Origin of the sequence: Streptomyces sp. CBMA156 (genome assembly GCF_014596515.1) — a bacterium.
Lineage (GTDB): Bacteria > Actinomycetota > Actinomycetes > Streptomycetales > Streptomycetaceae > Kitasatospora.
Genome location: NZ_MSJQ01000349.1, coordinates 19,459 through 28,472 on the forward strand (window position 1 = coordinate 19,459; position 9,014 = coordinate 28,472).

Sequence of the window (9,014 nt, forward strand, 5' to 3'; positions counted from 1 at the left end):
GGGTACTTCCTCGTCGGCGTCGGTGGGCGGCGGGCCCCTGGCCGGGCGGCGCGTACGAAGGCCGGGGCCCGGCCGTCGGGGGGACAGCCGCAACGGTGTCATCGAGCCTGCCCACCACGGTGGGCACGCGCCCGGGGACCTCCGCCGAACGGGTGATCAGCCCGTGGAGTCCGGGTCAACGGATACGGCGGCTCCACGGGTTCAGCATCCCGGGCAGGAAATTCCGCGAAAGGGAGGAACCCAGGTCAGACGGGTGCGGTGAAGCCGAATGTGTGAAGTGTTCACGGCATTTCAGGGAATTCTCTCCCGGTGCGGATGCCGCCACGGCAAGGAACGTGTTCATTGCTTCCTTGATTGGCTCGAATCCCTTCCGTTCACCGATCGGATCTGACAGCATCGTCCGCTATCCGGCGACCGATTGCCGGTGATCACTGCGCCGGTGCGCCCGTGGGGTGTCCGTCCGTGGCCGATGTCCGGCCGGACCGGATGGACGGGTGGGACCGGGACGCGACCGGGGGAGGAACTCGAGTGGCCGACCGACCGCGTCACGTGGGGGCGACGTGACCACCCGGACCGGCACCCGCGTGCCCACCCCCGGGCCTGCCCACCGCCCCGCGCGCTGGGTCCGCACCAGACTGCGGGCGAACCCGACGGCGGCGCTGCTCGTGGCGGGCCTCGCGTTCGTCACCGTCTTCCTCGCGGCGGCCCTCCCCCTCCTCATGGACCGGGGCGCGGACACGGCGCTCCAGGACTTCGTCCGTCGGAGCGGCCCCGACCCGACCAGCCTCCAGGCCACCTCCAGGACGCGGGAGAAGGACAACGCGAGTGAACTCGGCCTGGTGCAGCGGCAGCTCACCGAGCAGGCCGGCCGGCGGCTGACCCTGGACCAGGCGGGCCTGGCCTACGGTGCCCGCGCCATGGGCGACCACTCCATGAGCAATCCGGGGTACGCCCACCTCTCGGACAAGGAGCCCTATCCGGTCCTCGGCCTGCTCTACCTGCACGACCTGGCCGCCCGGGCCACCCTCACCGACGGCACCTGGCCGACCACCGCCACCGACGGCGGTCCGCTGCCGATCGTGATCAGCGCGAAGGCCGCCGAGACCATCCACATCAGGCTCGGTGACGTCATCGACATCGGCTTCGACGGCTCAGGGGCCCGACGGACCACCGTGGTGGTCGGCCTCTACCGGGTCAACGACCCCCAGGACCCGTTCTGGGACGACCTCGGCTGCCCGGCCCGCGCCTGCCTGAACACCAAGCCCGACCACGAGCACTGGATGACCAGCGGGTTCGTCGACGGCGACAGCCTGCCCGCGCTGGTCCGCTGGGGTGCGACCGCCGAGAACTTCTGGCGGCTGCCCGTCGATCCCGCCTCGCTGCGCGCCGACCGGCTCGACGAGACCCGCGACGTCATCAGCTCCCTCCTGACCGGGCGCGACGCCACCGCCCTGGGCGAAGCGGTCAAGCGCGCCGACCTGAACACCACCTCGGGCCTGTTCGAGATCCTCACCCTGGCGGACGAGCGCTACCAGGCCTCGCTGCCGCTCAGCGCGATCGGCCCGGCCGGTGTCGCGGGCGTCGCCACCGTGGTGCTGTTCCTGGCCGCCGTGCTCACCACCGACCGGCGCGCCGCCGAGATCCGGCTGCTGCTGGCCCGCGGCGGCTCCCGCACCGGGGTGCTGCGCCGGCTGCTCGCCGAAGGTGCGGTCGTCGTCCTGCCCGCCGCCGTGCTCGGCACGGCCCTCGCCCTGGTGCTGCTGCCCACCCCCCGGTGGGAACGCGCGGTGCTGTCGGCCCTGGTCGCGACCCTGATCGCGCTGCTGGCCTTCCCCCTTCGCGCGGCCCTGCTGCGGACCCGTCAGCGGCCGGCCGGCGGACGGCGCCGACTCGTCGGTGAACTCACCGTCCTGGCGCTCACCGTCGCGGCCGTGGCGGAGGTCCGGCGCCGGGGCGTCGGTCACTCCGGGGCCGGGGTGGACCCGCTGCTGGTCGCCGCGCCGCTCCTGCTCGCCGTCACCGGAGGGCTGTTGCTCGCCCGGACCGAGCCGGTGCTGGTCGGTCGGCTGGCCACCCTGGCCGGCCGGGGCCGCGGCCTGATCGCCTTCCTCGGCCTCAGCCGGGCGGCCCGCGACGGCTCGGGCCGCCGCAAGCCCTCCGTGCTGCCGCTGCTCGCCCTGCTGATCGCCGTCACCACGACCGGCTTCGGCGCCACCGTGCTCGACACCGTCGACCACGTGCGGACCCGCGCCGCGCGCATCGCCACCGGCGGGGACATCGGCGTCGCCGTCCCGGACTACGCCACCCTGACCGAGTCGTTCACCGGGGCCGCCGCCGCCCTGCCCGGCGTCCGGGCCGCGACCGGGGTCTGGACCGAGCCCAAGGCCCGCTTCGTCGGTGCCGACCACGACGACACCGAGGCCTCCCTGGTGGTGGTGTCCGACCCGACGGCGTACGCCGAGATCGCCCGGACCCTCGGGGCCGACGGGTTCGATCCGGCGAAGCTGGCCGGGACGCCCGGCGGCCGGGACACCCCGGTGCCCGCCCTGGTCAGCCGCGACCTGGCCGGGCGCCTGGCCGCGGGGCCGTCCCGGGTACGCACGCTCAACGGCAACGACCTGCACCTCACCGTCGCCGGTGTCGTCGGCGCCACCCCCGCACTGCCGGACCCGGGCAAGCCGTTCGTCGTCGTCCCCGCCGGCCCCACCTGGGAACGGCTGCCGGACGCCAAGCGGGTGAACCAGTGGTTCGCCGCCGGCGACGTCGACCCCGACCTGGTCAGGGCCACCCTGCGGGACAACAGCGGGGCCCCGCCCGTCGGCCTGGCCAGGCTGATCGCGGACAACGCCACGGCCGGGGGCAAGGACGCCCACGGCCTGCCCGCCGGATACACGGTGCACAGCAGCCGGGAGGCCGCCGCCGCGCTCGGCGACGACCCGCTGCAGCACGCCGCCGGGCGGCTGTTCTGGTACGCGGCCGCCGCCGGAGCCGGATACGCCCTGCTCGCCGTGCTGCTGACGCTGTTCCGGGCCGCGGCCGACCGCACGGCCCTGCTCGCCCGGCTGCGCACCATGGGCCTGCGGCCCCGGCAGGGGCTGGCGCTGATCCTCACCGAGGCGCTGCCGCAGACCCTGGCGGCGGCCGTCGGCGGCGGCCTGGTCGCGGCCGCGGCGGTCGCCCTGCTGGGCGGCGCGTTCGACATCTCGTCGCTGGTCGGCGCCAGGGTCGGGGAGGTCGTCACCCCCACGCTGCTGCCGGTGCTGCTGCCCACCGCAGGACTGGCCCTGCTGGTCGGGCTCGGGGTGGTGGTGGAGACACTGGTCGCCGGCCGGCGTCAGGTCGCCACCGAACTGCGGGCCGGGGAGGAGCCGTGACGGTGCGGCGGCTCCGCGGGCGAGGGAACAGAGTGCGGGCCGTCGCCGTGTCCACGGTTCGAGCAATCCACCACGATCTGCGAACGGCAGGTGCGGTCCGATGTCCACAACAGAGCCGACGCAAGCCCGCGTCGAGGATTCCGGCACCGTCCTGGTCGCGCCTTCGGCGGTGCGGGACCACGACGTCGTCAGGGAGTTCCTCGGGTCCACCATCACGCCGGAGGACCTCGCCTCCGGTTCACCGGACCTCGCGCGGAAGACCGTCTACCTGTGCGGCGACCTGTCCGGGCTCAGTGAACACCACCTGCGCGCGGCCGCCCGGGTGTTCGTCGTCCGGGAGCTCTCGCACGGCTCCCACGAGGCCGTCGGCGGACGCTGGCCCGTCGTCGGCCTCGGCCGGGTCCCGGTCCGCGTGCACGGCGTCGGCGTGTACTACCACCGCTTCTTCGCACCCGACGCCGATCACTTCGGACGGATCCGCGCGGAGCACGCGTTCCAGTCCCTGACGGAGTCCACCAAGCCCGGGAAGGCCCACCGCAGCGGGATCTACCTGACGCCCGTCACCCGGGACGGCGACGGACTGCACTTCCGCCTGCTCCGGTGTTCCACGAACCTCTCGGGGCCGACCGAGGGCTTCCGCCCGACCGACACCCACATCGTCGACGCCCTGAACCGCGAGGCCGCCGCCGTCTTCCGGAACCAGGCGCCACTGAATCACGTGCTCGCGCAGATCTACCACAACACCCTTGCCACGGACGGGCGGAAGCAGTCCAAGGCCAGGATCTCGGCCCATGCCGACAAGACCAAGGACATGCCCGCCAACGGCATCATGGCCTTCTGCACCTTCTACGACGGGCTCGACAGGCTGCGGCCCCTGGCCGAGGACCCCTTCGACCACGGCGTGAAGGGTGCCAGCGGGCTGACCCGACTCCGCTTCCGTCTCAAGGAGCCGGCCAGCGAACGCGACGGAGCCGCGCTCCCCGACCGGTTCACGCTGACGCTCCACCCCGGCTCCGTGTTCTTCATGCCGCTGTCCACCAACCGCCTCTACACCCACGAGATCCGGCCCTCGGCACTGGACGCCGAACTGCTCCCGACCCGCCTGGGGTACGTGGTGCGCTGTTCGAACGCCGAAGCCGTCCACCGGGACGGCCGGACGTTCCTCAAGAAAGGCGGAGACCTGGTGAAACTGAGGCCACCCACGCAGGCCGGCCTGGACGAGCTGCGCAGGCTGTACGCCGAGGAGAACAGGACCTCGTCCTTCATCGACTACGGCGACGCGTTCCCCTTCAGCATGAACACCGGAGACTACCGTGCCCCCCGAGTCCGGGATCTCGGCTGAGATCCTCTCGTACACCCTGCCGACCGAGGGCGACCTCTTCGCCGAGCTGTCCGCGTCGGTCCGCTGGGAGGACGCGGGAAAGGGCCGGCGAGGCGCCGTGCTCACCAGGACCGACGAGACGGGTGGCGTGCCGCTCGTCCGCACCACCACCCGTTACGGCAGCCCGGCGCAGCGCTTCCGGCCGGTACACGAACGGCTGGCGCGACGGATCCGGGAACGCGCGGCACTCCCGGCCGGCTTCAACAACGCTCTCGTCGAGAGCTACACGAACGCCTACCGGACCATGGGCGGCCATTCCGACCAGGCCCTCGATCTGGCCGACGCGTCGTTCATCGCCGTCTTCTCCTGCTACCAACGCCCCGATCCGAACCCGACCAGGAAGCTGATCGTCGAATCCAAGGGGCCCGATGGCGAGACGTTCGAGCTCCCCCTCGCCCACCACGGTGTCGTCGTGTTCTCCGTCGGCACCAACCGGCGGCTCAGGCACAGGATCGTGTGGGACGCGCCCGCCCGGGCGGCGGACAACCCGTGGCTGGGTGTCACCTTCCGGACGTCGAAGACCATCGTCCGGTTCCGGGACGGGCACGCGTACCTGCCGCAGGGTGCGCGTCTCACGTCGGCCGACGAGGAGCAGCGGCACGAGTTCTACCGGCTGCGGCGCCGCGAGAACCAGGAGACGGACTTCGTCTACCCCGGGCTGACGTACACCGTCAGCGAGAGCGACCTGCTGCCGCCCGTCTGACCCTGCCAGGCCGGGCCGGGCCGGGTCCTGGCGGACCGCGGGCCGACGGCGCCGGTCACCAGGTGACGGGCAGCGCGTGGAGGCCGTAGACCTCGTTGTTGACGCGGTAGGGCACGTCCTCGGCGGGACACGCGAGCGCGAGGCCCGGCAGCCGCCGCAGCAGCGCGGGCACCGCGATCCGCAGTTCGATGCGGGCCAGTGGTGCGCCGAGGCAGTGGTGCGGGCCGTATCCGAAGGTCACGTGCGACACGGGTGTGCGTGCGATGTCGAAGCGGTCCATCCCGGCGCCGAGCGCCGGGTCGCGGTTGGCCACCGGCAGTTGGCAGACGACCTGCTCGCCGGCCTTGATCGGCACGCCGCCGATCTCGGTGTCACACCGCGCGGTCCTGGCCATCGCGGTGCTGGACACGGACAGGTACCGCAGCAGCTCCTCGACGGCGGCGTCGATCACCGGATCGCCCTCGGGAGCGTCGCGCAACCGGTCGCCCTGTTCCGGGTGCGACAGCAGGGCGAGCACACCCAGGCCGATCGTGTTGGACACGGTGACATGGCCGGCCAGCAGCAACAGCTCGGCGACACCGACCAGTTCGGAGTCCGACACCGCGCCGCCGTGCTCCCGGACGAGCATGCCGATCATCCCGTCGTCCGGGCTGCGCCGTTTCTCCGCGACCAGGGAGGCCACGTACGCGTGCGTTTCCCGGCCGGCCGCGAGCCGTTCCTCCATGGGGAGTCCGAGATCCAGCGTGGTGCGGGACCAGCGGTGGAACTCCCCCTGATCGGGGTCGGGAACGCCGAGCATCGCGCAGATCACCCCGAGCGGCAGCGGCAGGGCGAAGTCGTCCATCAGGTCCGCGGTCCGGCCGCGCGACTCCATGGCGTCGATCAGCTCGTCGACCAGGGTGCGGATCATCGGTTCCAGGGCGCGGATCCGCCTCCCGGTGAACTCCGGCGTCAGGACGTGGCGCAGCCGGGTGTGCTCCGGCGCGTCCATGTTGAGGAGTTCGTTCGGCAGGACCGGAGCGCGCTCCGGGTCGTGCATCGCGAACGTCTCCTGGTCGGCCAGCACGCGCCGCACGTCGGCGTGCCGGGTGACGAGCCAGAACTCACCGTCCCGGTGCAGCCAGAAGTCCTGGACGCGCCGGACCGGTTGCTCCCCTTGCTGGACCTCGCCCAGGGCCGTGCCCGGGTCGAGCCCGTCGCGACGGTAGAAGATCGAGACCGGCGGCACTTCCTGCTCACTCATGGAACCTCCCGTGATCACCCGATACCCACTTCCCGATACCCAGGTGCCCGTGCCGCTGCGCGCTTCGGCCGCGATCCTGTGCAGCGAGCAGGCGCGCGGAGGCCTCCTGCGCGCCCCCTCCCACGGACCGGAGCCGCCCCCTGCCCCCTCCCGCTGCCCCTCCCCCGCGGGGCAGCGAACCGGGACCAGCCGGCCCGGACGTGGTTCAGTCGTTCGTCGCGAGCGGGCGGGTCCGCAGCAGGGCCCGGGCGGGCAGGGCCGTCGCGGCGAGGCAGAGCACCACGGCCGCGGCGGCCAGCGACAGGGCGGTGCCCGGCGGGACGTACGGCGCGGTACCGGCGAGGCCACGGGCGATCGGCACCAGGGTGACCCAGGCGATCACGCTGCCGAGCAGCAGCCCGGCCGCGGCCACCAGCAGGGCCTCCCAGCGCATCATGCCGCGCACCTGGCGGCGGGTGGCGCCCACGAGGCGCAGCAGGGCCACCTCGCGGCGGCGGTCCAGGGCGGTCATCACCAGGGTGTTGGCGGCGGTGATCGCCGCGAAGCCGCCGAGCACGCCCGCCATCACGGAGTTCGCCCAGTCGCCGGCCTCGCGCCTGCGGTCGGTCTGGGCGAGGTATCCGGCGCGGTCGGCGACGGTGAGTCCGACGGCCGTGGCGGTGGCGGTTGCGTTGGCGGTTGCGTTGGCGGTTACGGCTGCGGCGGTCTCGGCGGGGAGCTTCGCCAACCGGGCGGCGATGTCGGCGCGGTCGGCACCGGGGGCGTCCGCGACCAGGACCTGGCTGTCGTAGGCCACGCCGGCGTGTGCGGCGACGGCCGCCCGGGGCAGCACCAACTGACCGAAGGCGAGGCCGCGTTCGTAGGTGGCGACGACCGTCAGCCGGGCCTGGGTGCCGTCGCCGAGCCAGAACGAGGCGTGGTCGCCGGTCTTCAGGCCGAGTTTGTCGGACAGGGCCGTGTCGAGGGCGACGGTGTCGGTGCCCCGGGCGAGGTCGGCGAGCGAACCGGTCCTCACCGCCAGGTCGAGGACCCGGGGCAGCTTCGCCGGGTCGCCGGAGACGCCGAGGACGTTGGCGGAGCGGAGCTTGCCGTCGGAGCGGTAGACGGCGCCGCTGCGCAGCACGCCCACGGCGGCGTCGACGCCGGGCACCCGGGCGGCCTGTTCGGCGATGGTGGCGGGCAGGCCGGGGCCGGTGGAGCCGAGCACGTGGTCGGCGGTGATGCCGTCGCGCACCTGCTCGCCGGCGGCGTGCTGGACGGTGCTCTGGATGAACAGCATGGTGCCGCAGAAGGCGGTCACCATCGCGATGGGCGTGAGCGCGGACGTCAGCCGGCGGGCGTTGGCGCGGGCGTTGTCGGCGGCCAGCGAGCCGCTGGTGCCGCCGGCGCCCGCCCGCAGCGGCAGGCCGAGTACCCCGGTGGCGGCTCGGGCCACCCACGGGCCGAGCAGGGCGACGGCCACCAGGAAGCACATGACCACGCCGAGCGCGGTGTTGGCGGCGCTCTCGCCGCTCAGACCGGCCGCGACCACGCTCAGCACCAGGCCGCCGGTGACGGCCAGCACGCCGAGGACGGTTCGCACCACGCCCGCTCGTCCCACCGCCACCGACGCCTCGCCGAGCGCCTGGCCGGGACGCAGGTTGGAGGGCCGCCTGGCGGCGAGGTAGCCGGCGGCGAGGTAGCCGGCGGCGAGTGCGGCGAGCAGGCAGGTGGCGACGGCGACGAACGCGGGCAGCGGGCCGACGTCCAGTTCGACGCCCTTCGGGACGGCGCCGCGCGAGGCGAGGCCGTCGAACCACCAACGGGCCAGCACCACGCCCGGGATGAGGCCGATCACCCCGGCGATGGGGGCCACCAGCACCGCCTCCGTGGCGATGGTGCGGCGGATCTGGCGGGGCGTCGCGCCGACGGCGCGCAGAAGGGCGAACTCGCGGGCCCGCTGGCCGACGGCCAGCGCGATGGTGGACACCACGACGAAGACGGCCGTCATGGTCGCGGTGCCGCCGAAGGAGCCGCCGATCGCGACGAGCAGGGTCCGGCCGTCCCCGAGCGCCGGCTGCTCGACGGAGCCCCGGGCGTCGCCGGTGACCACCCTGATCCCGGTGGGGGAAGCCCCGGTGGCCGTCCGGTCGGCGGTGTCGCGCAGCGCGTCGCGCAGGTGCCGGGCGAGGTCCGTGGCGCTGACGCCTTCGCCCGGCTGGACGGCGATGGCGTCGACGCGGCCGGGGTGGCCGGAGAGCCGGCCGGCCGTGTCGTCGGCGAACCAGGCGGTGGGGCCGGCGCTCTGCGGCGCGGCCAGGCCGGAGATCCGGT

5 protein-coding genes are annotated in these 9,014 nt (G+C 73.8%); 3 read left to right on the plus strand and 2 right to left on the minus strand.

Annotated features, from left to right (window positions below; translation table 11 throughout):
• Positions 1-560: 560 nt before the first annotated feature.
• The 3 genes from BU198_RS30185 to BU198_RS30195 all read left to right on the plus strand — a co-directional run bounded on the left by BU198_RS30185 (position 561) and on the right by BU198_RS30195 (position 5,458).
• On the plus strand, positions 561-3,374 hold the full coding sequence (locus BU198_RS30185; protein ID WP_188300039.1) for a hypothetical protein: 2,814 nt from the start codon (positions 561-563) through the stop codon (positions 3,372-3,374).
• A gap of 100 nt (positions 3,375-3,474) precedes the next feature.
• Positions 3,475-4,716: a hypothetical protein gene (locus BU198_RS30190; protein WP_188300040.1), complete on the plus strand. Its 1,242-nt coding sequence runs from the start codon at positions 3,475-3,477 to the stop codon at positions 4,714-4,716.
• A complete protein-coding gene (locus tag BU198_RS30195; RefSeq protein WP_188300041.1) occupies positions 4,688-5,458 on the plus strand; it encodes a hypothetical protein in 771 nt (256 codons plus the stop codon). Before BU198_RS30190 ends, BU198_RS30195 begins: the two co-directional genes overlap by 29 nt.
• 55 nt (positions 5,459-5,513) lie before the next feature.
• On the opposite strand, the gene BU198_RS30200 is transcribed toward BU198_RS30195, so the two are convergent.
• Together BU198_RS30200 and BU198_RS43510 are read right to left on the minus strand one after the other, a co-directional pair.
• Positions 5,514-6,701 (minus strand): cytochrome P450, encoded by a 1,188-nt coding sequence (locus BU198_RS30200; RefSeq protein ID WP_188300042.1) that lies wholly within the window; start codon positions 6,699-6,701, stop codon positions 5,514-5,516.
• A 205-nt stretch (positions 6,702-6,906) separates the two neighbouring features.
• On the minus strand, positions 6,907-9,014 hold a 2,108-nt coding region (locus BU198_RS43510; RefSeq protein WP_188300043.1), incomplete at its 5' end, for an ABC transporter permease.

Coding starts and splice junctions, on each gene's coding strand:
- BU198_RS30190 (WP_188300040.1), top strand. CDS start 3,475: ATGTCCACAACAGAGCCGACGCAAGCCCGCGTCGAGGATTCCGGCACC.
- BU198_RS30200 (WP_188300042.1), bottom strand. CDS start 6,701: ATGAGTGAGCAGGAAGTGCCGCCGGTCTCGATCTTCTACCGTCGCGAC.